The organism is Synechococcus sp. BO 8801 (genome assembly GCF_002252675.1).
Classification (GTDB): domain Bacteria; phylum Cyanobacteriota; class Cyanobacteriia; order PCC-6307; family Cyanobiaceae; genus Cyanobium.
On sequence record NZ_NQKY01000032.1, the window covers coordinates 1 to 23973 of the forward strand.

Here is a 23973-nt window from a genome sequence, read left to right on the forward strand (position 1 = left end):
CCCCTGGAGGCGGCGACGATCCGCGCCGGCCTGGAAGCGGCCCGCTGGCCCGGGCGGCTGGAGCGGCACCGCTGGCGGGGCCGCGAGCTGCTGATCGACGGGGCCCACAATCCCCCGGCGGCGGCGACCCTGCGCCGCGAGCTCGACCGGCTCGACGGGGGCATGGAGGCGGGCATCGACGGGGCCCGGCCGCGCCGCTGGCTGCTGGGCATCCAGCGCCACAAGGAGGGGGCGGTGATGCTGGAGCAGCTGCTGCGGCCCGGCGATCGGGCGGCGGTGGTGGCGGTGCCGGAGCACGCCAGCTGGACCCTGGAGGAGCTGGCCGCCGCCTGTCCGGGGAAGGCCGATCAGCTCGAGCCGGCCGGCAGCCTGGCCGCCGGACTGGACAGCCTGCTGCCAGGCGGGCCGCTGCCGGTGGTGGCCGGCTCCCTGTTCCTGCTGGGGGCCGTGCTGCCCCTGTTCGATGCCCCCGAGGCTGACGAAGTCCCCGGGGCGGGCCAGCCTGGAGGGGTCCCCGGCAGCCACGGTCCATGACGACGGCCATCGGATCCGATGCCCCCCGGCCCGCGGGCAGCCCCCGTCGGCGGGGCCTGCGGCTGGCCGGCCCGCTGCTGGTCCTGCTGCTGGGTCTGCTGCTGCTGGCCCCCTCCGGCGCCCTGGCCGACTTCCAGGACCGGGTCGACTACACCCTCACCAACCAGAGCGGCAAGGACTTCAGCGGCCAGCAGCTGGCTGGCAGCTCCTTCGCCGGGGCCACGGCCCGCCAGGCCCGCTTCAGGGACGCGGATCTGCATGGGGCGATCCTCACCCAGGCCGCCTTTCCGGAGGCCGATTTCCACGGCGCCGATCTCAGCGACGCCCTGATGGACAAGGTGGACATGAGCGGCACCGACCTCACCGGCGCGGTGCTGCGCGGAGCCATCGCCTCCGGCAGCAACTTCACCGGCGCCACGGTCACCGATGCGGACTTCACCGATGCCCTGCTCGACCGGGTGGACCAGCGCAACCTCTGCCGGGAGGCCCGGGGCACCAACCCGGTGACCGGCGCCGACACCCGCCTGAGCCTGGACTGCACCTGAGACCGCCGCCGGGGCGCCCCTAGCCCGTCCAGCCGCGCAGCTTGCCGGGGTTCATCAGTCCGGCCGGGTCGAAGGCGGCCTTGGCGGCCACCTGATCGGCATCCACCACCCCCAGCCCGCCATCCTCGACGGTGATCACGTGGGGATCGAAGGGCACCGCCCCCAGCGCGCGGCACTGGGCGACGAGCTCGGCCAGGGCCTCCGGCCCCTGCCAGCGCACCAGGGGCAGGGCCGTCAGCCGGGGCGCCCCCATGTGGCGCACGCCCTCCAGGTGCCAGAGCACGTCGGTGCCCCAGCGCTCGCGCACGGCCTCCAGCAGGGGCGCCTCCGGCCGGGGCAGCAGCAGCTGCAGGTAGGTCCAGCCCGGCGCCTGGGCCCGCCAGTGCAGGGTGGTGTGGTTCCAGGTGAGTTCCCCCAGGGGCAGGCCCCGCCCCCGCCCCGGCTCGGGCCGGCGGCCCTGCCAGAGGATCCGGCCACCCCGGGCCGCCAGCCAGCCGGGCAGGGGCTCCAGGCTGTCGGGGGCGGCGTGCAGCAGCAGCCGGTGCTCGCCGGAACCGGCGGCGGGGCAGCCGGCGGGCCAGGGCATGGCCGCCGCCACCGGGGCCTCCAGCAGGCAGAGGGCGTTGAGCAGCAGGGCGGTGGTGGGTAGAAGCCGGGAGGCCTCCAGGGCCTCCTCCCAGCGGTCGAACCCCACCACCACCTGCTCCCAGGCCACCGCTTCGGTGGTGGCCATCCGCAGGGCGGTGAGGATTCCGTTGGTGCCGTAGGCGTGGTTGAGGGGGGCACTGGCGGCGGCGTCGAGCCGCAGCAGCCGCGGCTCGGCCTCCAGCGTCACCACCTCCAGCCCGAGCAGGTGGCCCGGATCGCGCAGGAAGCCCCAGCGCAGGGACCCCAGGCCGCCCGATCCCCCGGCGATGAAGCCCCCGAGGGTGGCGCTGCGGTAGGTGCTGGGCGCCATCCGCAGGGCCCGGCCGTGGGCCATCAGCTGGCCATCCAGATGGGCCAGGGTGCAGCCGGACTCCGCCTCGATCACGCCGCTGTCCGGGTCCACCGATCGCAGCCGGTTGAGGCCCCCCATGTCGAGCACCAGGCCCCCGGCCAGGGGCACGCACTGGCCGTAGTTGCCGGTGCCGGCGCCCCGCACGGTCAGCGGCACCCGGTGGCGGGCGCAGGCCCCGGCCACCGCCATCACCTGCTCCACGCGCTCCACCTTCACCGCCAGCTGGGCACGGAGGCCCTTCAGCAGCGGCTCCAGCACGGGGGAATAGTCGTGGAAGTCGGCCGAGAGCCGGCCGAGTTCGGCAGGGGCGAGGATCGGCGTCAGGCCTACCGGGCTGGCAGCCAGCTCGGCCGCCAGGGCCCCGATCCGTTCCGGATCGGCCAGGGCGGGGAGCGGTCCCGGGAAAGGGGCGTCAGGCATGGCAGGCAGCCAGGGGGGGGGAGGGTTCCTCGCAGGGGGGCGGGTCCAGCCAGCGGCCGGCCCGCAGCACCCGCCGCCGGGGGGGGCGGGCCAGCAGCTCGGTCCAGGAGGTGGCCCCCAGCACGACGAGATCGGCCGGGGCCCCCTGCCGCAGAACCCCGTCCCACTCCAGGCCCAGCAGGTGGGCCGCAGCGGTGCTGAAGGGGCTTAGCCCGAGGCGGCGCCAGGGCATCAGGTGGCTGGAGGCCAGGCTGAAACGCAGCAGGGAAATGGGATCGAAATCCCCCCCCGGGAACCAGGGATCCTGGACATTGTCGGCCCCCACGGCCACGGTCACCCCGGCCTCCTGCAGCTGGCGGATCGGGGCCTGGGGCCGCAGGGACGGGGTGCGGCGGTGGTGCTTGCCCAGCAGCCAGAGATTGGTGGTGGGCAGGGCCACCACCCCCACCGCCGCGTCCGCCATCGCCTCCGCCAGGCGGCGGCAGGGGCGGTCGGCCAGCAGGCCCATGCTGCTGGAGTGGCTGCAGGTGAGGGGCACGTTGATGCGGTGCCGCAGCAGCAGCTCGCTCACCAGGGCCACGCCGCGGCCATGCTCCTCAGCGCTCTCGTCGACGTGCAGATCCACCCCGCAGCCGAGGCGCTCCGCCAGCCGCAGCAGGGCCAGCAGGCCGGCGCGGTCGGCCGGGGTGGAGCGGAAGGGGGCGCCGAGCACCCCCCCCAGCAGGCCGCCGCGGGCGGCGACCCAGGCGGCGAACGCCTCCCCTTCGGCCGTGCGCCAGTGGCCCACCGGCACCAAGGCCACCAGCTGCAGCTCCACCCGGCCGCGCCAGTGGTCGCGCAGTTCCAGCAGCACCTCCCAGCTGGGGGTGGCCCAGGGGCCGAGGCTGTCGATGTGGCTGCGGATCGCCCGCAGGCCGTAGCGCCAGGCCCGCTCCAGGGCCCGCTCCCCCCGCCGGCGCACCGCCTCCGCCTGGCGGTCGGCCGCCTCCCGGCCGTTCGCCGCCATGGCGCCCGCCATGGTGCCCTCGGGATTGGGGAACGCCTCGCCGCTGAAAGCCTTGTCGAGGTGCGCGTGGGGCTCCACCAACGGCGTGAGCGCCAGGGGCGCCGGCGCGCCGCCCTCCCCATCGCCGCCGCAGCCAGGCAGCCCGTGGATGGCCCGGATCCGTCCGTCGCCATGCTCCAGCCGCACCGTCACCAGCCCCTGGTCATCCGCGGCCGGCAGGGGGGCAAAGGGGTCGAGCAGGAGCCTGGGGATCCGCATCGGTGGCAAGTGGCCGGGCGGAAGGGGCCGATGGCCGGACGGAGGGGCCGCCCCGCTCACGGCATCGGGCTCCCCGGCGCGCTCTCGCCGGCGCTGAGCAGCACGAAATGGCCGGCCACCCCCAGTGTGACGGCGTCGTAACGGGGAATGCTCCAGTTGGGCAGGACCTTCTCGCCGCCCAGGCGGGTGCCGTAGATGCTCAGCAGGCCGAAGTTGTAGCGGCGTGAGTTCTCCCGGGCCAGCCGACCCAGCACCTTGCGCTGGGATCGCACCAGCTCCGGACAGTTCTGGATCAGCAACCGGGCCAGCAGCGGCAGCCCATCGTTGCGGCACAGCTCCTCGCTGGCCAGTTCGGTGAGCTTCTCGGCGGCGAATTCCTCAAAGGCCGCCGGGCCGGGATTGGTGACGGCAAGGCCGATCAGCCCCCCCGCGGCGGCGGTGAGGCCCAGGAGGCCGGAGACGGTGCGGGTGGCGGTGGTCGGCGGTGGCAAGAGGTGGGGGCCGGCAGGCTCGCTTGATACATTGGCAAAGACCGCGGCGGGCGTCGCCAAGTGGTTAAGGCAGTGGCTTGTGGCGCCACCATTCGGGGGTTCGAGTCCCCTCGCTCGCCCTTCAGGCCCGGCGCTTCGGCGTCGGGCTTCTTTCTTGGCTGAGCAGCAGCTCCAGCAGGGCCTCGCCGCCCTGCCGCACCGGATCGAGACAGGGCAGCCCCGTCTCCCCGGCCGTGGCCGCCAGCGCCGCCGCCGCCGAAGCCGCGTCGAGGTGGGCGGTGTTCAGGGCGATGGCCGCCACCTTGGGGGGCGGAGCGGATCCCGCCGGCCGGCCCAGGGCCGCCAGCGCCTCGACGGCGGCGATCACCTGGGGCAGGGGGGGGAGGGGGCAGTCCGCCAGCCGCTGGATCGTGCGCTGTCCGGCGCGGTGCACCAGCAGCAGATCGGTGGGCTGGCTGCCGCGGATCAGGGGCAGGGTGGCGCTCGAGCCCGGGTGGCAGAGGGAGCCCTGCCCCTCGACCAGCACCAGGGTGTCCGGGCCGGCGTCCGCGGCGGCGGCCAGCAGCGCGGCCTCCACGGCACCGGCCGCGTAATCGATGCGGACGGCATCAAGGGGCACCCCCCCGCCGCTGATCAGGATGCCGGCCTGGCCGGTGCCGACGAAGCGGGCATCGCGGCCGCGGCGCCGGGCGGCGGCCAGCAGCTCCAGGCAGGCGCTCATCTTGCCCACCGACATGTCCGTGCCCACCGCCAGCAGCCGGCGGCCCGGCAGCGCCGCGGCACGGCCGCAGCCGACGCTCAGGCCGGGGGGCTCCCGGCGCAGATCCCAGATCCAGCGCCCCGGCCGCACCAGGGCCGCCAGCGACGGATCGTCGGCCAGGCGGCTGTGCAGACCGCTGGCCAGCGACAAGCCCGCCTCCAGGGCGGCCGCCACGTCGGGGCCCATGGCCGGCGGCAGCCGGCCGCCGGAGGGGGCCAGGCCCACCACCGCCACCTCCGGAGCGAAGGGAAGGGCCTCCGCCAGGGACCCCACCACCGGCACGGCCCGGCCGATGCCGGTGACCGCCCGCAGGTCGGCCCCTGGGTGGTCCGGATCCACCACCGCCACGATCGGGCCCTGGCGGTAGCGCAGCATCGCCAGGCCCGTCTTGCCGCTGAGGTTGTCCAGGCCCCCGTGCTGCAGCAGCACGATCGGGACGTCAGAGCCGAGCATGGAGCACCCCCAGGCCGGCAGCCGTCCCCGGCCGCAGCCGGTCCCCCTCGAGGACGGGGCCGCTGAAGGGGTCGTCCACCAGGTTCAGGTGGCTGTCGAGGTCCGGCCAGCGCACCAGGGGCAGCAGCTGGGCGGCGGCCCCGTTGAGCAGGGCGCTGTCGGAGTAGCAGCCGAGCATCACCCCGAGGCCCAGGCGCCCCGCGGCCCTGGCCATCAGCAGGGCCTCCGCCAGCCCGCCGCTCTTGAGCAGCTTGATGTTCACCCCATCGACGTAGGGGGCGAGCCGCACCAGGTCGGCCAGGTTCCAGCAGCTCTCGTCGGCCACCAGGGCGATGGGGCAATCCAGCTCCAGGGCGGCAAACGCAGCGGAGTCGGCCTCCGGATCCTCCAGGGGGGCCAGGGGCTGTTCCACCAGCGCCACGCCCTGGGCGTCGAGCCAGCCCAGCATCGGCCGGGCCTGCTCCAGGCTCCAGCCGCCGTTGGCATCCACCTGCAGCTCACAGGCCACCCCATGGCTCTGCTGGCGCCGCTCCAGCGCCTGGGCCACCGCCTGCACCAGGGCCCGGTCGTGGTCGAGGCCCTCCGGACTGCCGAGCTTGAGCTTGATGCGGCTGGCGGGCAGCTGCTGCCACCAGCGCTCCAGCCGCTCCAGCACCGCCGCCTCGCTGCCGAGTCCCAGGGTCACGCTGGTGGGGAGGATGGCGCCGTCATCGAGGCCCCAGAGCCGCCACAGGGGCTGGCCCAGCCGCTGCCCCCACCAGTCGTGCAGGGCCAGATCGACGGCGCAGCGGGCAGGGGGCGACAGCGTCGCCAGCAACGGGTCGAGGGCCTGGAACGGCTCCGGGGCGACGCTCTCCAGGGCCGGCAGGACGGCCTCCAGCTCGGCGGCCAGGTCGTCGGTGCGGTAAGCCCTGTGGCCGGTGTCGAAGCCGCCGGTCTCGCCGCGGCCGGTGATGCCGTCGTGCTCGAGTTCCAGCAGCAGGTGCTCGACGGCGGCGGTGGTGCCACGGCTGATGGCCAGGGGCACCGCCTTGGTGAGGGGAAAGCGGCTCAGGCGGCAGCGCATGCCAGAAAGGGGCCGGGAGGTTCACGCTGCCACAGCCGCCGCGCTGACGCCGGCAGGGCGATAGCGGAAACTGGATCCCATGACAGCCACCGTTTCCGGCCCGCAGGCCGAGCAGGCGCCGTCGGCACGGCGCGGCAGCTACTGGATCACCACCTTCGGCTGCCAGATGAACAAGGCGGATTCCGAGCGCATGGCCGGCATCCTCGAAGCCATGGGCTACATCCCCGGCAGCGACGAACACAGTGCCGATCTGGTGCTCTACAACACCTGCACGATCCGGGACAACGCCGAGCAGAAGGTCTACAGCTACCTGGGGCGGCAGGCCCAGCGCAAACGGGCCAACCCCGCCCTCACCCTGGTGGTGGCCGGCTGCGTGGCCCAGCAGGAGGGGGAGTCCCTGCTGCGGCGGGTGCCGGAGCTGGATCTGGTGATGGGTCCCCAGCACGCCAACCGGCTCGAGGCCCTGCTCACCCGGGTGGAGAGCGGCCAGCAGGTGGTGGCCACCGACGAGCACCACATCCTCGAGGACATCACCACCGCGCGGCGGGACAGCGCCGTCTGCGCCTGGGTGAACGTCATCTACGGCTGCAACGAGCACTGCACCTACTGCGTGGTGCCCTCCGTGCGCGGCCGGGAGCAGTCACGCCTGCCCGAGGCGATCCGCCTGGAGATGGAGGGACTGGCAGCCCAGGGCTACCGGGAGGTCACCCTGCTGGGCCAGAACATCGACGCCTACGGCCGCGACCTGCCCGGCATCACCGCCGAGGGCCGGCGGGCCCACACCCTCACCGACCTGCTGCGGGCGGTGCACGACGTGCGGGGCCTTGAGCGCATCCGCTTCGCCACCAGCCACCCGCGCTACTTCACCGACCGGCTGATCGACGCCTGCGCCGACCTGCCCAAGGTGTGCGAACACTTCCACATCCCCTTCCAGAGCGGTGACGACGACGTGCTGCGGGCCATGGCCCGGGGCTACACCGTGGAGCGCTACCGGCGGATCATCGAGCGCATCCGCCAGCGCCTCCCCGACGCGGCCATCAGCGCCGACGTGATCGTGGCCTTCCCCGGCGAAACCGACGTCCAGTTCCGCCGCACCCTGGCGCTGATCGAATCGATCGGCTTCGACCAGGTCAACACCGCCGCCTACTCGCCGCGGCCCGGCACCCCCGCGGCCGACTGGCCCGACCAGCTGCCGGAGGCGGTGAAGGTGGAACGGCTCCAGGAGCTCAACGCCCTGGTGGAGAGGGTGGCCGCGGAGCGCAGCGCCCGCTACCTGGGGCGGCGGGAGCAGGTGCTGGCCGAGGGGGTCAACCCCCGCGATCCGGTTCAGCTGATGGGCCGCACCCGCACCAACCGCCTGACCTTCTTCGCCGCCGACCCCGGCGATGGCCGCCCCTTCGCCCCCGGGGACCTGGTCGACGTGGAGATCGAGACGGTGCGGCCGTTCAGCCTCAGCGGCCGGCCCCTGGGCCGGAGCGGCATTCGCTGATACGTTTGGCCCTCTTTCCTGCGCCGATGGCCCCCACCCCCACCCGCGTCGGCCTGGTGTTCGGGGGAGCCTCCGGCGAACACGCCGTCTCGATCCGCTCGGCCCAGACCGTGCTGCGGGGACTGCGCAGCGGGGCCAATGCCGAGCGCTACCGGGTCAGCAGCTTCTACATCGATCGCGGCGGCCGCTGGTGGCCCGACGCCGTGGCCACGGCGGTGCTCGAGCGGGGCGTGCCGGCCGAACCCGGCGATCTGCCGGGACCGGCGGAGCCGGGGGGCTTCCGGGGCTTTCCCGACGGCGCCCTGGAGATGGAGGTGTGGTTCCCGGTGCTCCATGGCCCCAACGGGGAGGACGGCACGATCCAGGGACTGTTCACCCTGATGGGGGTGCCCTATGTGGGCTCCGGGGTGCTGGGATCGGCGCTGGGCATGGACAAGCAGGCCATGAAGGCCGCCTTCGCCGCCGCCGGCCTGCCCCAGGTGCCCTACGCCTGCGTCGCCGCCCACGAGCTGAGCGCCGCCGGTGGGACGGAGACCCTGCTGGAGCGGCTGGAGAGCCAGCTCGGGTATCCCTGCTTCGTCAAGCCGGCCAACATGGGCTCCTCGGTGGGCATCAGCAAGGCCAGCGACAGGGCCGGCCTGCTCCAGGGCCTGGAGCTGGCGGCGGGCCTGGACCGACGCCTGGTGGTGGAGCAGGGCGTCAAGGCCCGGGAGCTCGAGTGCGCCGTGCTGCGGCGCCACGGGGGCCCGGGCGACGGCTTCAGCGCCTCGGTACTGGGGGAGATCCGCTTCGACGCCGACTGGTACGACTACGAGACCAAGTACAGCGAAGGCCACAGCCACACCGTCATCCCCGCGCCCGTGAGCGAGGCCGTGAGCGAGCAGGCCCGGGCGATGGCGCTGGCCGCCTGCCGGGCGGTGGACGCCGGGGGGCTGGCCCGGGTCGACTTCTTCTACGACGAGGCCACCGGCAGCCTCTGGCTGAACGAGATCAACACCCTGCCGGGCTTCACCAGCCAGAGCATGTACCCCATGCTCTGGGAGGCCAGTGGATGTCCGCTCCCCGACCTGGTGCACCAATTGGTGCTGGGCGCGGGAGGATCGGTGCTCCCGATGAACATGGAAGGAACGGCGCCGTGATCCATGGCCTGCTGTGGCTGCCCCTGCTGGCGGCCTTCGTGCTCCTGGTGGCCCTCGGCTGGGTCGAGCGGCGGCGCCAGCAGCAGTTCCGCGACTGGGCGACCGGCGCCGAACTGGCCAAGCTGGACGGCTGCGGGGCCGCCCGGCTCGTCAATGGGGAGCTGACCTGGAGCAAGTTCGTGGCCGGCAGCTTCCAGCCGGTGGGAGGCTTCACCATCAAGCAGCTGGAAATGGTCGAGCTGCTCTCCCTCAGCTCCGGGGAGGCCCCCCTGACCGAGGAGAGCGAGGGGGCCTGCCGTCTGCGGCTGGTGGGAGGCGGCCAGCAGGCGGAGCTGCCCTTCGCCGATGCCCGCCGGGCCCGCACCTGGATGGATGAACTCATGGCCCGCTCCCGCTGCGAGCTGTGAAGCGGGTCCCCTCGTCGCAGGGAGCGCCGCCGTCGCCGGGAGCGCCGTTGCCGCCAGGTGTCCTGCGCCGCAAGGAACTGCGCCGTCAACGCCGCAGCGAGCGGCTGCGCCAGCTGTGGCGGATCCTGGTCTTCAGCGGCATGTCCGTCGCCCTGGGCTACCTGCTGCTGCGGCAGGGCTGGACCCTGCGGGAACCGAACCAGGTGGAGGTGCTCGGCAGCGCCGTGGTCAGCCGCGACCAGGTGATCGCGGCGGCGGGTCTGCGCTTCCCCCAGCCCCTGATGGCCCTGCAGCCCAGACTGGTGGCCAGCGACCTGATGGGGGCCCTGCCGGTGGAGCAGGTGAAGGTGAGCCGGCTGATGCTGCCGCCGCGGCTGCGGGTGGAGCTGAAGGACCGGGAGGCGGTGGCCCGGGCGGAGCGGCGCACCGACCGCGGCCCGGAGATGGGCTTCGTCGACGGCCTCGGCAACTGGATCAGCATCCGCCAGCACATGGGCATCCGCAGCCAGGGCGACCTCTCCCTGCTGGTCGTCGGCTGGAACGGCCGCCACCGCACGGCCCTGGCCCAGGTGCTGAAGGAGCGGGACGCGCTGGGCCCCGGCCTGCGGGAGATCCGCTTCGAGCCGGACGGCAGTCTCTGGCTCAGCACCACCCAGCTGGGCCGGGTGCGCCTCGGCCCCCCGGACGCCCGGCTGCCCCGGCGGCTGGAGGTGGTCGCCCACCTCAGCCGCACCCTGCCGGCCACCATGAAGGGGGCCCCGCCCCAGCTGATCGATCTGACCGATCCGGAGCAGCCGGAGCTGAGCGTGGGCACCAGGGGGGGCAGCGGTCCCCCGGCCAGCCCCTCGCCGCCGCCTCGCCCCGGGCCCGCCGCCGCGGCTCCCGGTCCCGCCGCTCCCGCCGGCACCCAGTGAGGCCTGCGGTGAGCCCTGCTGTGTGGGCTGGGGGGGCCCGGCGACCAGCCAGACAATCCTCACAGGCCGTTGCGCCCTGCTGAGATTCGGTCCAATGTGATCTATCGGCAACTTCAGCTGAGCTGGCCACCGACATAATGCAGCCGCAGATCAACGGCCACACTCCCCCTCCCGCGATGTCGCGCGATCAGGACCGCCCATACCACGTCGATCTTTCGTCCCCGCAGGAGCCCCACGCGATGAGCCAGATCTCGCCCAGCAGCAACGGGATCGTCCCGAGCCAGTCGGCCCGGATCGAGGTCATCGGCGTGGGGGGAGGCGGCAGCAACGCGGTCAACCGGATGATCGCCACCGACCTCAACGGGGTGGGCTACCGGGTACTCAACACCGACGCCCAGGCCCTGCTGCAGTCGGCCGCGGGCCAGCGCATCCAGCTGGGCCAGAAGCTCACCCGGGGCCTTGGGGCCGGCGGCAACCCGGTGATCGGCCAGAAGGCGGCCGAGGAATCCCGGGCCGACCTGCAGCAGTCCCTGGAAGGCGCCGACCTCGTCTTCATCGCCGCCGGCATGGGCGGCGGCACCGGCACCGGCGCGGCGCCGATCGTGGCCGAGGTGGCCAAGGAGTGCGGCGCCCTCACCGTGGGCATCGTCACCAAGCCCTTCGGCTTCGAGGGCCGCAAGCGGCTGCGCCAGGCGGAGGAGGGCATTGCCCGCCTGGCCGAGCATGTCGACACCCTGATCATCATTCCCAACGACCGCCTGCGGGACGCCATCGCCGGCGCGCCGCTCCAGGAGGCCTTCCGCGCCGCCGACGATGTGCTGCGGATGGGCGTCAAGGGCATCACCGACATCATCACCAGGCCGGGCCTGGTCAACGTCGACTTCGCCGACATCCGCTCGGTGATGGCCGACGCCGGCACCGCCCTGCTGGGCATCGGCGTGGGCTCCGGCCGCTCACGGGCCATCGAGGCGGCCCAGGCCGCCATGAGCAGCCCGCTGCTGGAGTCGGCCCGCATCGACGGAGCCAACGGCTGCGTCATCAACATCAGCGGCGGCAAGGACATGACCCTGGAGGACATGACCACCGCCTCGGAAGTGATCTACGACGTGGTCGATCCCGACGCCAACATCATCGTGGGCGCGGTGGTGGACGAATCCCTGGAGGGGGAGATCCACGTCACGGTGATCGCCACTGGCTTCCAGAGCGGCGGCCACTACCGGCCGGAGCGCCCCGCCGCCAGCTTCGCCGACACCCTCACCCACACGCCCGAGGAGCGGGGGGCCATGATCCCGCCCTTCCTGATCAACCGCCAGAACCGGGTCGACTGAGCCCGGGCCTCATCGGCAGGTTGATCCGTGGGCTGTCGCTACGGGCCGTGATCTGGGCCCGTAGCGACAGCCCTTCACGGCAATTGGAAGAGGGTGACCCGGAGTCCACGCCTGCCCTGAGCATCCCGTGTGGCTGCTCCCTTCCGGTCCTGACCAGATTTGGGCGTCAGAGCCGCGTGGGTCCGAGTCGGGTCGATGCTAGCAATGCCCCCTGCGACCCCCCGTACCGTGCCCCTGCGACCCGCTGATCTGACACGGCGCAAGCAGGCGGGCCTGCCGATCACCGTGCTCACCGCCTGGGACGCCCTCTCCGCCGCCGTGGTGGCCGGCGCCGGGGTGGACGCGGTGCTGGTGGGCGACTCCCTGGCGATGGTGGTGCTCGGCCACGCCACCACCCTGCCGGTGACCCTCGAGGAGATGCTCCACCACTGCCGCGCCGCCGGCCGGGGCCTGGCGGCGGCGGCCCCGCAGGATCCACCGCTGCTGATCTGCGACCTGCCCTTCCTCAGCTACCAGTGCGGCGCCGATGCGGCCGTGGCGGCGGCGGGCCGGGTGCTGAAGGAGACCCCCGCCGTGGCGGTCAAGCTGGAGGGCGCCGAACCCGAGACCCTGGCCGTGATCGACCGGATGGTGCGCAGCGGGATTCCGGTGATGGGCCACCTGGGGCTGACTCCCCAGTCGGTGCATCAGCTGGGCTACCGCCGCCAGGCCGGCGATCCGATCAGCCAGGAGCGGCTGCGGCGGCGGGCCGGGGCCCTGCAGGAGGCCGGCTGCTTCGCCCTGGTGCTCGAGCATGTGCCGGCGGAGCTGGCCGAGGAGCTGAGCGCCGCCCTGGCGATTCCGGTGATCGGCATCGGCGCCGGTGACGGCTGCGACGGCCAGGTGCGGGTGACGGCCGACCTGCTGGGGCTCACGACCCGCCAGCCCCCCTTCAGCCCGCCCTTGATGCAGGGCCGGGCCCTGGCGGTGGAGGTCCTGGGCCGCTGGGTCAGGGAACAGGGGCCGGGTGCGCCTGGGGCGAGGGCCGTTCCAGCTCCTGCCACCAGGCCAGCATCTCCCGCAGCACCCCATTGCTGAGGGCCAGCCCCTCCGGATCCGCCAGGCGCCAGCGGGGCCCCTCGACGCGCAGCAGGCCGCGCCGCTCGTAGTCCCCGAGCCGCCGCCGCAGTCCGTCAAGGAGCGCGGGGGCCAGGCGCTCCTGCCGGGCGAGCCGCTCCAGGTTCACCCCCTCACGGCAGCGCAGGCCCACCATCAGCCGCTCGTCGAAGGGCATGCCCTCCCCGTCCGTCGCCTCGGCCTCCCCATCGGGCGGCTCCACCCCGGCGGCCCGGGACGCCAGCATCTCCGCGTAGCCGGCCCGGGTGCGGGGGTGGGCCCGCCGGCGGCCATGGGGGGCGCCGGTGGCGCCCATGCCGAACCCCCACCAGCCGGCACCGCTCCAGTAGACGCGGTTGTGGCGTGACGCGTGGCCGGGCAGGGCGAAGTTGGAAACCTCGTAGTGGCCGTAGCCGGCGGCAGTGAGCCGGCTCCAGGTCAGGTCCATCAGGTCGGCGGCCAGATCCTCCGGCGGCAGGGCGAGTTCCCCCAGGGCCAGGCGACGCTCGAAGACGGTGCCGGGCTCGATGCTGAGGTCGTACACCGACAGATGGGGGGGCTCCTGGGCGATGGCCTCGGCCAGCTGGCCGTTCCAGTGGGCCAGGCCCTGGCGGGGCAGCCCCTGGATCAGATCCAGGCTCCAGCTGGCCAGCTCCCCCCGGCGCCGGGCCCGGCGCAGCCAGGCGGCCGCCTGCCGCAGGTCCTCCCCCCGGTGGCGCCGGCCCAGCTCCGCCAGCACCCGATCGTCGAAGCTCTGGCCCCCCAGGCTGACCCGGTTGATGCCCGCGGCCAGGTAGTCCGCCAGGCGGGCCTCATCGAAGCTGGCCGGATCCAGCTCCAGGCTCAGCTCCGCCCCCGGGGCCAGTCCGTAGCGACGCTCGAGGGCCTCCAGGATGCCGGCCACCTGGGCGCCGGTGAGCATCGAGGGGGTGCCGCCGCCGAGGTAGACGGTCGCCAGCGGCGGGCCGGCCGGGGAGCTGGCGATCTCCCGCTGCAGCAGGGGGAGGTAGGCGGCGATGGAGCCGGAGGAGGCCCCATCGGCCCGGTCCCCCAGGGGCACCACCGGGAAATCGCAGTAGAAACAGCGCCGGTGGCAGAAGGGAATGTGGACGTAGGCGGATCGGGGATCCATCACGGGCGGTAATCCCTGGGACCCAAACGGCGGAAGATCGGCCAAGCTTCTTTCAAACCTGCCGGGCGGCCGAGGCGTCGGGACTTCGAAGCATGGTGGACACCCTCATCTTGCTGCTGTTCCTGATCTCAGGGGCAGCCACCGGCTGGCTCGGGGTTGACCTGCTGCCGGAACAGCTGCTGCTGCAGGTGACCAACCAGGAGGGTCTGCGCACCGTGATGGGGGGCTTCGGCGCCTTCTTCGGGCTGATCGCCGGCATCTTCTTCCAGCAGCTGCGGCGGCGCCTGATGGCCCAGGTGCGCAGCATGCCCACCGACCTGCTGATCAGCCGGGCGGTGGGCCTGATCCTCGGCCTGCTGGTGGCCAACCTGCTGCTGGCGCCGATCCTGCTGCTGCCCCTGCCCTGGGAAGTGGTGCTGGTGAAGCCGCTGGCGGCGGTCCTCAGCAACGTCTTCTTCGGGGTGCTGGGCTACAACCTGGCGGAAGTGCACGGCCGCACCCTGCTGCGTCTGTTCAACCCGGCCAGCACCGAGGCCCTGCTGGTGGCCGATGGCGTGCTGCTGCCCGCGACCGCCAAGATCCTCGACACCAGCGTGATCATCGACGGCCGCATCCGGGGCCTGTTGGCCTCCGGGCTGCTGGAGGGCCAGGTGATCGTCGCCCAGGCCGTGATCGACGAACTCCAGGCCCTGGCCGACTCCTCCAACGGCGAGAAGCGCGCCAAGGGACGGCGTGGGCTGAAGCTGCTCACCGAACTGCGGGAGAACTACGGCCGCCGGCTGGTGGTCAACAGCACCCGCTACAGCGGCAACGGCGCCGACGACAAGCTGCTCAAGCTCACCGCCGACACCGGCGGCACCCTGCTCACCGCCGACTTCAACCTGGCCCAGGTGGCCCAGGTCCAGGAGCTGAAGGTGCTCAACCTCAGCGAACTGGTCATCGCCCTGCGGCCCGAGGTGCAGCCGGGGGATGGCCTGCAGCTCAAGATCGTGCGCGAAGGCAAGGAGGCCGACCAGGGCGTCGGCTACCTGGAGGACGGCACCATGGTGGTGGTCGAGGATGCCCGGCGCCGCATCGGCGAACGGCTGCCCGTCACCGTCACCGGCGCCCTGCAGACCCCCACCGGCCGCATGGTCTTCGCCCGCTGCGACCGCAGCGGCGAGCGGCCCGGCGACCGGGGCAACGGCCGGGGCCTCGACAAGCAGGGCGGAAAACCCGTCGCCCTGCAGGAGCACCAGCCTCCTGGCCCCGGCTAGGCTCCTGCCTCACGACTGCTTGTGAGCGCGGATGACGGTGTCGGCCCCCTATTACGGCGATTCCGCGGTGATGCGCACACCGCCGCCGGATCTGCCGTCCCTGCTGCTCAAGGAGCGGATCGTCTATCTGGGGCTGCCCCTCTTCTCCGACGATGACGCCAAGCGTCAGATGGGCATCGACGTCACCGAGCTGATCATCGCCCAGCTGCTCTACCTGGAGTTCGACAACCCGGAGAAGCCGATCTTCTTCTACATCAACTCCACCGGCACCAGCTGGTACTCGGGCGATGCGATCGGCTTCGAGACCGAAGCCTTCGCCATCTGCGACACCCTGCGCTATGTCAAGCCGCCGGTTCACACCATCTGCATCGGCCAGGCCATGGGCACCGCCGCCATGATCCTCTCGGCCGGCACCAAGGGCCAGCGGGCCGCCCTGCCCCACGCCTCGATCGTGCTGCACCAACCCCGCTCCGGCGCCCGCGGCCAGGCCAGCGACATCCAGATCCGGGCGAAGGAAGTGCTGCACAACAAGCACAGCATGCTGGAGATCCTCTCCGAGAACACGGGCAAGAGCATCGACGAGCTCTCCCGCGACTCCGACCGGATGACCTACCTCACGGCGGAAGAGGCCAAGGCCTACGGCCTGATCGACCGGGTGCTCACCAGCCGCAAGGACCTGCCGACGGCCGCCCCAGTGGCGTGACGCACCAGCTGGGCTGATCCCCCGGAGGGCTCTCCCCGACCCTCGCCAACACCCGGCCCCAGGCCGCCCCTGTCCACCACCTCCTCTCTCCGGCTCCGAACGGGAGCCTTCCAGCCATGCCCATCGGCACCCCCAGCGTTCCCTACCGCCTCCCCGGCAGCCAGTACGAGCGCTGGGTCGACATCTACACCCGCCTCGGGGTGGAGCGCATCCTGTTCCTGGGCCAGGAGGTCACTGACGGGATCGCCAACAGCCTGGTGGCCCAGATGCTGTACCTCGACTCCGATGACAGCTCCAAGCCGATCTACCTGTACATCAACTCGCCGGGCGGGTCGGTGACCGCCGGCCTGGCGATCTACGACACCATGCAGTACGTCAAATCGGACGTGGTGACGATCTGCGTCGGTCTGGCGGCCTCCATGGGCGCCTTCCTGCTGGCGGCCGGCACCAAGGGCAAGCGGCTGGCCCTGCCCCACAGCCGGATCATGATCCACCAGCCCCTGGGCGGCACCAGCCAGCGCCAGGCCAGCGACATCGAGATCGAGGCCCGGGAGATCCTGCGCATCAAGGACATGCTCAACCAGTCCCTGGCCGGGATGTGCGGCCAGTCCCTGGAGAAGGTCACCAAGGACACCGACCGCGACTACTTCCTCAGCGCCGCCGAGGCCAAGGAGTACGGCCTGATCGACCGGGTGATCGCCCACCCCTCGGAGGCCTCCGGCGGCTGAGGCCCGTGCGGGCGCACACCTAAAGTCTGCGTTTGCCCTGCCCGCCGCCCGGAATGGCCCAGCTCTTCTACGACTCCGACGCCGACCTCAGCCTGCTGAACGGCAAGACGGTGGCCATCATCGGCTACGGCTCCCAGGGCCATGCCCACGCCCTGAACCTCAAGGACAGCGGTGTCAACGTGGTGGTGGGCCTGTACGACGGCAGCCGCTCGGCCGCCAAGGCCCGGGCCGACGGCCTGGAAGTTCTGAGCGTGGCTGACGCCTGCGCCAAGGCCGACTGGATCATGGTGCTGCTGCCCGATGAGGCCCAGAAGGCCGTCTACGCCACCGAAATCGCTCCCCACCTCAGCGCCGGCAAGGTGCTGAGCTTCGCCCACGGCTTCAACATCCGCTTCGGGCTGATCCAGCCCCCCGCCGATGTGGACGTGGTGATGATCGCGCCCAAGGGCCCCGGCCACACCGTGCGCTGGGAGTATCAGAACGGCCAGGGCGTGCCCGCCCTGTTCGCCATCCAGCAGGACGCCTCCGGCCATGCCCGCGAGCTGGCGATGGCCTACGCCAAGGGCATCGGCGGCACCCGCGCCGGCATCCTCGAAACCAATTTCAAGGAGGAGACCGAAACCGACCTCTTCGGTGAGCAGGCCGTCCTCTGCGGCGGTCTGAGTGAACTGGTGAAGGCCGGTTTCGAGACCCTGGTGGAAGCGGGCTACCAGCCCGAGCTGGCCTACTTCGAGTGCCTGCACGAGGTCAAGCTGATCGTCGACCTGATGGTCAAGGGCGGCCTCACCGCCATGCGCGACTCGATCTCCAACACCGCCGAGTACGGCGACTACGTCAGCGGACCCCGGCTGATCACCGCCGACACCAAGGCGGAGATGCGGCGCATCCTGGCCGACATCCAGGACGGCACCTTCGCCCGCAACTTCGTGGCCGAATGCGAGGCGGGCAAGCCCGAGATGGCCAAGGCCCGCGAGCGCGATGCCGCCCATCCCATCGAGCAGGTGGGCAAGGGTCTGCGCTCCATGTTCAGCTGGCTCAAGGCCGCCTGATCCCCAGCCCATGCAGCGGCGCCTGCTGACGATCGCCTGGAGCAGCAGCCAGGCCAGCGGCACCCTGGCCATCGGCGCCACCGCCTGGCTACTCAGTGGCCTCACCCCGTCGCCGCTGGTCAACGGGGTGCTGCCGGCCCTGGCCACCCTGCCGCTGCTGCTGCCCCTGCCCCAGCGGATCCGGCTCGGCTCGCTGCTCCAGGTGCTCAGCCTGCTGCTGCTGCTGGCGGTGGCGGCGGGCCTGCTGGGCCGGTCCGTGCTCGCCCCCCTGCTGGGCATCGCCCTGCTGGCGGTGGGTCTGCGCCTGGCCCAGGACCCGCTGCAGCGCCAGCTCCATGGCCGCTGGGGGGTGCCGATCGGCGAACTGCGGGCCGGCGCCGAAGCGGGCCGCCTGGCGGGCAACCTGCTCACAGCCCTGCTGTTTCCCGTCGGCAAGGCCCTGCTCCAGTTCGGCAGCGCCCTGGTGCTGCTGCTGCCCCTGGCGCCACTGGTCGGGGCCCTGCGGGCCGGCGGCCACCACCCGGTGGAGCACCGCGAGGGTGATGCGGCAGCAGCGTTGACGGCGGCAGCGGCGACCACCGCTGCAACGACCACCGCTGCAGCGGAGCCGGCCCCCTGGCGCCTGGAGCCGGGCGGGGTGCTGCAGGGGCTGCTGCTCGGCGGGCTGTTCGCCCTGCTGCCCCTGTGGGTGCGCGAGCAGGCGGCGGGCAGCTGCTTCGATTTCGGCCTGCTGCTGACGGCCTACGGTCTGGGCCGGACCGGCGCCGAAGCCTGGGGCCTGCGGCTGCCGCCGCGCCTTCCCTACCTGCTGATGGCCGCCGTGCTGGTGGCGACCCAGTTCGTGGGCGGCTGGGGGTCCGTGCTGCTGTTCGTGCCCTTCGGCCTGCTGGCCGCCGTGGCCGATGCGCGCCTGGCCCACGGCGTCGATCCGGCCGGCGACCTGCAGCAGAACTGGAGCCTCCTGGAGCGCTCCTCAGCCCTGGGGGGCCTGGCCGGCAGTCTCGGGATGGGGCTGGTCGCCCAGCTGATCGGCCTGGGCGGCAGCCTGCCGATTCAGCTGGCGGCCTTCCTGGGGGCGGGTGTGCTGCTGCCGCTGCTGCAGCGTCGCCGGCATTGAGCCCGGCCCTGCCGGCCCTGCTTGTGCTGCTCGCCTGCGGGCTCGACCGGCTGCTGGGGGACCCCCTCTGGGCGCCACACCCCGTCCAGGCAATGGGCTGGGCCATCGCCGGCCTGCGCCGGGCCGTGGAGGCCTGGGCCGGCGATGCCCCCCGGCGCTTGCGGCTGGGCGGTCTGCTGCTCACCCTGCTGGTGGTCGGCGCCAGCGGCCTGGCGGGCTGGGGCCTCGAGGCCCTGGCCCGGCGGGTCCCCCCGGTGGGGGTGCCCCTGCTGGTGCTGGGCCTGGCCAGCGCCCTGGCGGGCGGCAGCCTGGGGCGGGCCGTGCGGGCCGTGCTGGTGGCGCTGCCCGACCTGCCCCTGGCCCGCTCGCGCCTGGCCCGGATCGTGGGCCGCCAGGTGAACCACCTGCCGGAAGCGGAGATCCTGCGGGCCGCCGCCGAGACCGCCGCCGAAAACGCCGTCGACGGGCTGTTCGCCCCGCTGTTCTGGATGCTGGCCGGGGCGGCCCTGCTGCAGCTGGGGCCGGCCCTGCCTTCCTTGCCACTGCCGGGGCCCCTGGCCCTGGCCTGGGGTTTCAAGGCCGCCAGCACCCTGGACTCGATGCTGGGCTACCGCCACGGGCGCATGCGCTGGCTGGGCACCGCCGGCGCCCGCCTCGACGACCTGCTCACCTGGCTCCCCACCCGACTGGTGGCCCTGAGCCTGCCCCTGGCGGCGGGCCGGCCCGGGCAGACGCTCCCCTGGCTGCGGGCGGCGCTGCGGGATGGTGCCCCCGACCCGTCCCCCAATGCCGGTGTCTCGGAGGCGGCCTTCGCCCACGCCGCCGGCGTGCGCCTGGGTGGGGCCAACACCTACGCCGATGGGGTGCGCATCAAGCCCACCCTGGCCGCTGCAGGCGGCCCCCCCGACCGGGCCGGAGTGGAGCGGATCCTGGCCCTGGGTGATCGGCTGGAACTGCTGTGGCTGGTGCTGGCCCTGCCGGCCCTGGCCCTGGTCGGTGCAGGATGGGCGCCCGGCTGAGACGACAGGGCCGGCCTCAGTAGGCGCCGCGGTCGCGGGGGTCGAGCATCACGCCGATCGTGCGCAGGATGATGCGCAGATCCATCAGCAGGGTGCGGCGGCGGGCGTAGCGGACATCCAGCCGGACCCGCTCGGGGTAGCTGAGGTTGTTGCGGCCGGACACCTGCCACAGGCCCGTCAGGCCGGGCCGCACCGCCAGCACCTCGTCCATGCGGTTGCCGTAGCGCTCCAGCTCGCTCTTCACGATCGGACGGGGGCCCACCACGCTCATCTCACCGCGGAGCACGTTGAGGAACTGGGGCAGTTCATCGAGGCTGGAGCGGCGCAGGAACTTGCCCAGGCGGGTGATGCGGGGGTCGTTCTTGAGCTTGAAATCGTTGCGGAACTCCTCATCCAGATCCGGGGATTCGGCGAGCAGCTTGGAGAGAAGGCGATCGGCATCCCGCCGCATGGTGCGGAACTTGATGCAACCGAAACTGCGGTAATCGCGGCCCACCCGCTGCTGCACGTAGAACACCGGCCCGCGGGAGGTGACCTTCACCAGCAGGGCCAGGGTCAGCAGCACCGGCGACCCAAGGGTGAGCACGGTGAGCGAAAAAAGGATGTCACCGGCGCGCTTGACGACGCGGTCGCGCTTGGACTGAAAGGCGATCAGCTCTTCCGCGGTGAGCACCTGCGCCGGAGCCGTCACAAGCTGGTGAGAGGCGTAGGGGGTCCCGATGGAAGAGAGCATGGGGGACGGGTTCGTTAGATGAAGTTAAGGATCAGCCCGTGCGGAACTCCATCCCGCAGGGCCACTCAGATCAGAGGCACAGGACGGCGGAGGCGGCGACGGTGCTGCTGCCAGAGCTGGTCGAGCAGGGTTTCCATGCGGCGTCGGAAGACGGGGGGGGCAAAGCTCTCCGCCCGGAGCCGCTGCCCCTCCGCCGGCAGGGAGCGCCACAGCCGGCCCGCCTCGAAGTGCTCCAGGGCCGCCGCCAGGCTGGCGGCGTTCTGCTCCGGGAACAGCAGACCGGTGGGGGCCGCTTCGCCGTCCCTGAGGCAGCGGACGCTGTCGAGCACCCCACCCTGTCCGAAGGCGATCACCGGGGCGCCGGCGGCCATCGCCTCCACCGGCGCGATGCCGAAATCCTCCAGGCCGGCGTACACGTAGGCCCGCGCCCGCTCCAGCCAGGCGGCGGTCTCCCGGTCCGGCAGGCGACCGAGGAAGCGGATGGCCGGGCCCGCCATCGCCTCCAGCCGCCGCCGCTCGGGGCCGTCGCCCAGCACCACCAGGGGCAGGCCGGTGCGGTTGAAGGCCTCCACCACCACATCCACCCGCTTGTTGGGCACCAACCGGCAGAGGCTGACGTAGACGTCGTCCCGGGGCTGATCCCAGCGGAAGCGCTCCACCGCCACGGGGGGCGGCAGCACGTGGGCGCGCCGACGCCAGAAACAGCGGATGCGGCGGGCGGTGAAGCGGGAGTTGGCCACCAGGGCATCCACCCGGGCGCTGCTGACCACGTCCCACTGGCGCAGCTGGTGCAGCTGCAGCCGCACCAGGGGGCCCAGGGGCCCGCGGGCCAGGGCCGAGCGGGCCAGGTAGGTGTGCATCTGGTCCCAGGCGTAGCGGGCCGGGGTGTGCACATAGCTGACGTGCAGCTGGTCCGGACCGGTGATCACCCCCTTCGCCACCAGATGGCTGCTGCTGATCACCAGGGGATGGCCGGACAGGTCGAGCTGCTCGATCGCCAGGGGCAGGAGCGGCAGGTACTGCTGCACGTGGCTCACCCCCCAGGGAAGCCGCTGGATGAAACTGGTCTGGACCCGGCGGCCGGCCAGCCAGCTGCCGGGCAGGGAACTCTCCCCGTCCACCAGGGCGAACAGGGCCGGGGGTGTGCCCCGGCCGGCCAGGAGCCGGTCGAGCTCCTCGACCACCTGCTCGGCGCCACCCACCGACCGGGGGGTGAACCACTCGTGCACCAGGGCGACAGGGCTGGGGAAGGCCTCCATGGCAGGCACCGTAGGCGCCAGTATCACGAAAACTCTCAGCCGATTGCCCTGGCCGGGGTCTCTGCCGAAGCTAAGGCGACGACTGGGATGGCGAGAGCCGGGACACGATGGCGATCCGCGAGCTTCTCGAAGACGCCCTGCAGGAGCCTTCCATCGGGACAACCCCCTGCTTCCGCTGGCATGCCACCTCCGTGGGAATCGCGGCGCTCTGGTGTGACGGCAAGCCACCGCCGGCGCCGCCCTTCGATGTGGCGCTCAAGGAGGGTCTGCAGGTGGGACTCGACCTCAGCCGGGAGGAGAGGGAATTTCACCAGGTGAAATCCGGCCTGGTGCTGCTGTTCCATTCCTGACGCGCGCAGGCCAGGCCTGACGGCGCGGAGGCCAGGCCTGCAGAAACGGAGAGGGTGGGATTCGAACCCACGGAAGGTTGCCCTTCAAACGATTTCGAGTCGTTCGCTTTCGACCACTCAGCCACCTCTCCACACCCCTGGCGCCATGGCGTCGGGGATCGCCACACTTTACGGAGCGGTCAGCGCACCGCTGGCCCCACTGGCCCGCCAGCCCCGCGGCAGGGGGGCGCCCGTCGGCGCGGCACCACTGAGCCACACCCGCGGCGGTCCGCGCTCCAGCAGGGCCCGCTTCTCGGCAGGCCGGGGCCGGACCCCCAGCCACACCCCCTCGCCGCCGGCCGGACGGTCGAGCCGCCAGGTGGTCAGCGCCTGGCGGTCGGGCAGCAGCAGCCAGCGGTGGTGGCCCAGCTGCAGGCGCAGGGCGTGGCTGTCCATGGCCAGGGCCTCCACCCCGAGCCCCTGGCTCGCCAGCCGCTGGCCCGCGGCCAAAGGGGCCGCCCCGCCCCCGTAGTCCAGCACCCGTCCGGCCTGCCGGCTCCAGCAGGCCGGATCGGCTCCGGCCACCGGATCCAGCAACAGGGTCCAGTCGAAACGGACCACCCCCAGGGCCTGGGCCAGCTGGCCGGCCTGGCGGCAGCTGAACCCGTCGGAGCGGGTGCTGACCAGGGCGGCGCGGCCCTGGTGCCGGGCCAGCAGCAGGTCGCGGGGGGGACCGCCCTCCCCCTGGTGGACCAGCAGCAGCTGGTCGCCGCCCAGCAGCACCAGATGGGCCGCCAGCACCCCGACGCCCAGGCCCGCCGCCAGGCCTCGAAAGCGCCGGCCGGTCCCCGGCAGCACCAGAGCCAGCAGGGCCAGCGTGAACAGGAGCACCAGCAGCGGCAGGGGCCGGCCGCTCTGCCACTGGGCCATGGGCAGGCCAGCGACCCCGTGGGCAAGCTGCAGCAGCAGCTGGGCCAGCCAGCCCAGGGGCACCAGCAGCGGCGCCAGCAGGGGCGGCACCAGCACGGCCACGGCCGCCAGGGCCATCGCCCCGAGGGTGAGCGGTGTGAGCAGGGGGCCCGCCAGCAGGTTGGCCGGCACGGCGTAGAGGGGCACCACCCCGAAGTGGAGCAGCTGCAGGGGCAGGGTCCAGAGGCTGGCCGCCACCGGCACCGCCAGGGCCGGGGCCAGCCAGCTCCGCCACCAGCCCGCCGCCCCGGGGGGGCCACCGGGCAGCCGCCGGGCCAGGGCCTGCTCCAGGGGCCGCGCCGTCAGCACCAGGCCGGCGGTGGCGGCGGCACTCAGCTGGAAGCCCACGTCGTGCAGCCAGGCCGGCCGCAGCAGCAGCATCCCCGCCAGGCTGAAGGCCAGGATCCCCAGGGGCCGGCCACGGCGGCCGCTCTCCAGCAGCACCAGGGCGATGGCCCCCATCAGCACCGCCCGCACCACGGAGGGCTGGGGCCCGGCCAGCACCAGGAACAGCACGATGGCCCCGGCCCCCAGGCCCAGCCGCGCCCAGCGGCCGAGCCCCCGGCCGATGGCCAGCACCGCCCCCAGCAGGACCGTGAGGTGGAACCCCGAGGCCGCCAGGGCGTGGGAGAGGCCGGCGACGCGGAAGTCGGCGCGCAGTTCGGCCGGCAGGGGCACCACGGCGCTGCCCAGCACCAGGGCCGCCAGCAGGCCGCCCCGCTCCGGACCCGCCGCGGCCACGAAGCGCGCGGCGATGGCGCGGCGCAGATCGGC

General features: G+C 73.1%; 23 protein-coding genes, 2 tRNA genes, 1 other RNA gene and 1 pseudogene. 16 read left to right on the top strand and 11 right to left on the bottom strand.

Features of this window, described 5'->3' with window-relative positions; all coding sequences use genetic code 11:
* Together CJZ86_RS15525 and CJZ86_RS15530 are read left to right on the top strand one after the other, a co-directional pair.
* Positions 1-534 (top strand): annotated as a pseudogene (locus CJZ86_RS15525) (bifunctional folylpolyglutamate synthase/dihydrofolate synthase); the annotation flags it as partial.
* Complete coding sequence (locus tag CJZ86_RS15530) at positions 531-1079, top strand: pentapeptide repeat-containing protein (RefSeq protein WP_094587330.1); 549 nt, start codon at positions 531-533, stop codon at positions 1077-1079. The pseudogene CJZ86_RS15525 and the gene CJZ86_RS15530, both read left to right, overlap by 4 nt.
* Positions 1080-1098: 19 nt before the next feature.
* On the opposite strand, the gene CJZ86_RS15535 is transcribed toward CJZ86_RS15530, so the two are convergent.
* Genes CJZ86_RS15535 through CJZ86_RS15545 form a run of 3 tightly spaced genes read right to left on the bottom strand, consistent with a single transcriptional unit; the run spans position 1099 to position 4254 of the window.
* Positions 1099-2499: an FAD-binding oxidoreductase gene (locus tag CJZ86_RS15535; protein WP_094587331.1), complete on the bottom strand. Its 1401-nt coding sequence runs from the start codon at positions 2497-2499 to the stop codon at positions 1099-1101.
* On the bottom strand, positions 2492-3763 hold the full coding sequence (locus CJZ86_RS15540) for an amidohydrolase family protein (protein WP_094587332.1): 1272 nt from the start codon (positions 3761-3763) through the stop codon (positions 2492-2494). Before CJZ86_RS15540 ends, CJZ86_RS15535 begins: the two co-directional genes overlap by 8 nt.
* A gap of 56 nt (positions 3764-3819) precedes the next feature.
* Entirely contained in the window at positions 3820-4254 is a 435-nt protein-coding gene (locus tag CJZ86_RS15545) for a DUF4359 domain-containing protein (RefSeq protein ID WP_094587333.1), read from the bottom strand.
* Positions 4255-4300: 46 nt separating this feature from the next.
* Between CJZ86_RS15545 and CJZ86_RS15550 the strand changes: the two genes are divergently transcribed.
* Positions 4301-4373 (top strand) — tRNA-His (locus CJZ86_RS15550).
* Between the two features lie 2 nt (positions 4374-4375).
* Here the strand turns inward: CJZ86_RS15550 and CJZ86_RS15555 are convergent.
* Both CJZ86_RS15555 and CJZ86_RS15560 read right to left on the bottom strand, forming a co-directional pair.
* The gene (locus CJZ86_RS15555) at positions 4376-5467 is read right to left on the bottom strand and encodes a DUF1611 domain-containing protein (RefSeq protein ID WP_094587334.1); all 1092 of its coding nucleotides are present in this window, start codon (positions 5465-5467) and stop codon (positions 4376-4378) included.
* Positions 5454-6533 (bottom strand): dipeptide epimerase, encoded by a 1080-nt coding sequence (locus CJZ86_RS15560; RefSeq protein ID WP_094587335.1) that lies wholly within the window; start codon positions 6531-6533, stop codon positions 5454-5456. Before CJZ86_RS15560 ends, CJZ86_RS15555 begins: the two co-directional genes overlap by 14 nt.
* Before the next feature lie 79 nt (positions 6534-6612).
* Here CJZ86_RS15560 and miaB point away from each other — a divergent pair, with 79 nt between their 5' ends.
* From miaB to ftsZ, 5 genes are all read left to right on the top strand, one after another.
* The gene (miaB, locus tag CJZ86_RS15565) at positions 6613-8022 is read left to right on the top strand and encodes a tRNA (N6-isopentenyl adenosine(37)-C2)-methylthiotransferase MiaB (protein WP_094587336.1); all 1410 of its coding nucleotides are present in this window, start codon (positions 6613-6615) and stop codon (positions 8020-8022) included.
* Positions 8023-8048: 26 nt separating this feature from the next.
* Positions 8049-9161, top strand: a complete 1113-nt coding sequence (locus tag CJZ86_RS15570) for a D-alanine--D-alanine ligase family protein (protein ID WP_094587337.1) — start codon at positions 8049-8051, stop codon at positions 9159-9161.
* Positions 9158-9568, top strand: coding sequence for a hypothetical protein (locus CJZ86_RS15575; protein ID WP_094587338.1), 411 nt, complete (start codon positions 9158-9160; stop codon positions 9566-9568). Before CJZ86_RS15570 ends, CJZ86_RS15575 begins: the two co-directional genes overlap by 4 nt.
* Positions 9569-9615: 47 nt before the next feature.
* Positions 9616-10482, top strand: a complete 867-nt coding sequence (locus CJZ86_RS15580; protein ID WP_233134054.1) for a cell division protein FtsQ/DivIB — start codon at positions 9616-9618, stop codon at positions 10480-10482.
* Positions 10483-10721: 239 nt separating this feature from the next.
* Positions 10722-11810, top strand: a complete 1089-nt coding sequence (gene ftsZ / locus CJZ86_RS15585) for a cell division protein FtsZ (protein ID WP_015108978.1) — start codon at positions 10722-10724, stop codon at positions 11808-11810.
* 92 nt (positions 11811-11902) lie between these two features.
* On the opposite strand, the gene ffs is transcribed toward ftsZ, so the two are convergent.
* Positions 11903-11999: signal recognition particle sRNA small type (gene ffs / locus CJZ86_RS15590), an RNA gene on the bottom strand.
* Positions 12000-12044: 45 nt separating this feature from the next.
* Here ffs and panB point away from each other — a divergent pair.
* Complete coding sequence (gene panB, locus CJZ86_RS15595; protein WP_094587349.1) at positions 12045-12887, top strand: 3-methyl-2-oxobutanoate hydroxymethyltransferase; 843 nt, start codon at positions 12045-12047, stop codon at positions 12885-12887.
* Here the strand turns inward: panB and hemW are convergent.
* A complete protein-coding gene (gene hemW / locus CJZ86_RS15600; protein ID WP_094587340.1) occupies positions 12799-14037 on the bottom strand; it encodes a radical SAM family heme chaperone HemW in 1239 nt (412 codons plus the stop codon). The genes panB and hemW overlap by 89 nt on opposite strands.
* Positions 14038-14129: 92 nt before the next feature.
* Between hemW and CJZ86_RS15605 the strand changes: the two genes are divergently transcribed.
* From CJZ86_RS15605 to cbiB, 6 genes are all read left to right on the top strand, one after another.
* Positions 14130-15293, top strand: a complete 1164-nt coding sequence (locus CJZ86_RS15605; protein ID WP_094587341.1) for a PIN/TRAM domain-containing protein — start codon at positions 14130-14132, stop codon at positions 15291-15293.
* 31 nt (positions 15294-15324) lie between these two features.
* Positions 15325-15996, top strand: coding sequence for an ATP-dependent Clp protease proteolytic subunit (locus CJZ86_RS15610; RefSeq protein WP_094587342.1), 672 nt, complete (start codon positions 15325-15327; stop codon positions 15994-15996).
* 116 nt (positions 15997-16112) lie between these two features.
* Entirely contained in the window at positions 16113-16724 is a 612-nt protein-coding gene (locus tag CJZ86_RS15615; RefSeq protein WP_094587343.1) for an ATP-dependent Clp protease proteolytic subunit, read from the top strand.
* Between the two features lie 53 nt (positions 16725-16777).
* Positions 16778-17773 (top strand): ketol-acid reductoisomerase, encoded by a 996-nt coding sequence (gene ilvC, locus CJZ86_RS15620; RefSeq protein WP_094587344.1) that lies wholly within the window; start codon positions 16778-16780, stop codon positions 17771-17773.
* 10 nt (positions 17774-17783) lie between these two features.
* Positions 17784-18890 carry a hypothetical protein gene (locus CJZ86_RS15625; protein WP_094587345.1) on the top strand — a complete coding sequence of 369 codons (1107 nt, stop codon included), beginning with the start codon at positions 17784-17786 and terminating at the stop codon, positions 18888-18890.
* Positions 18887-19909 (top strand): adenosylcobinamide-phosphate synthase CbiB, encoded by a 1023-nt coding sequence (gene cbiB, locus CJZ86_RS15630; RefSeq protein WP_233134055.1) that lies wholly within the window; start codon positions 18887-18889, stop codon positions 19907-19909. The genes CJZ86_RS15625 and cbiB overlap by 4 nt, the downstream gene beginning before the upstream one ends.
* 16 nt (positions 19910-19925) lie before the next feature.
* Here the strand turns inward: cbiB and CJZ86_RS15635 are convergent, their stop codons facing one another.
* A complete protein-coding gene (locus CJZ86_RS15635) occupies positions 19926-20642 on the bottom strand; it encodes an undecaprenyl-phosphate galactose phosphotransferase family protein (RefSeq protein ID WP_094587346.1) in 717 nt (238 codons plus the stop codon).
* A gap of 65 nt (positions 20643-20707) precedes the next feature.
* Entirely contained in the window at positions 20708-21901 is a 1194-nt protein-coding gene (locus CJZ86_RS15640) for a glycosyltransferase (protein ID WP_094587347.1), read from the bottom strand.
* Between the two features lie 107 nt (positions 21902-22008).
* Here CJZ86_RS15640 and CJZ86_RS15645 point away from each other — a divergent pair, with 107 nt between their 5' ends.
* Positions 22009-22251, top strand: coding sequence for a DUF8674 family protein (locus CJZ86_RS15645; RefSeq protein WP_015108989.1), 243 nt, complete (start codon positions 22009-22011; stop codon positions 22249-22251).
* Positions 22252-22297: 46 nt separating this feature from the next.
* Here CJZ86_RS15645 and CJZ86_RS15650 read toward each other — a convergent pair.
* Both CJZ86_RS15650 and CJZ86_RS15655 read right to left on the bottom strand, forming a co-directional pair.
* Positions 22298-22382, bottom strand: a tRNA-Ser gene (locus CJZ86_RS15650).
* 37 nt (positions 22383-22419) lie between these two features.
* Positions 22420-23973: ComEC/Rec2 family competence protein (locus tag CJZ86_RS15655; protein ID WP_094587348.1), on the bottom strand; the 1554-nt coding region annotated here is incomplete at its 5' end.